The following is a 225-nucleotide window of genomic DNA, read 5'->3' on the forward strand; positions in this document are numbered from 1 at the left end:
ACCTTTATGAGCTTTTGTGGCATGGGTGGCGTTCTTAGAGCCACATAGGTAAATCTGGGTATCAACTGTCGCAGATCAAATCTGCGATTAAAACGATAACAAAATTCACCGAGGTACCGCCCAAAATGTTTTTTGCTTATGGCGTGGAATGTGCCATGAAATGACCTCTTAACGTTACCGATGACAGTATTAACCCACTTGAAATCGGCAATTTTAACACTTTCT

1 protein-coding gene is annotated in these 225 nt (G+C 41.3%); it reads right to left on the bottom strand.

The window, feature by feature from the left end; translation table 11 throughout:
* A partial coding sequence (locus tag ACYQ8U_RS23495) for a transposase (RefSeq protein ID WP_459947963.1) occupies positions 1-225 on the bottom strand: 225 nt, incomplete at both ends.

The sequence above is a fragment of the Desulfocastanea catecholica genome (assembly GCF_054657295.1).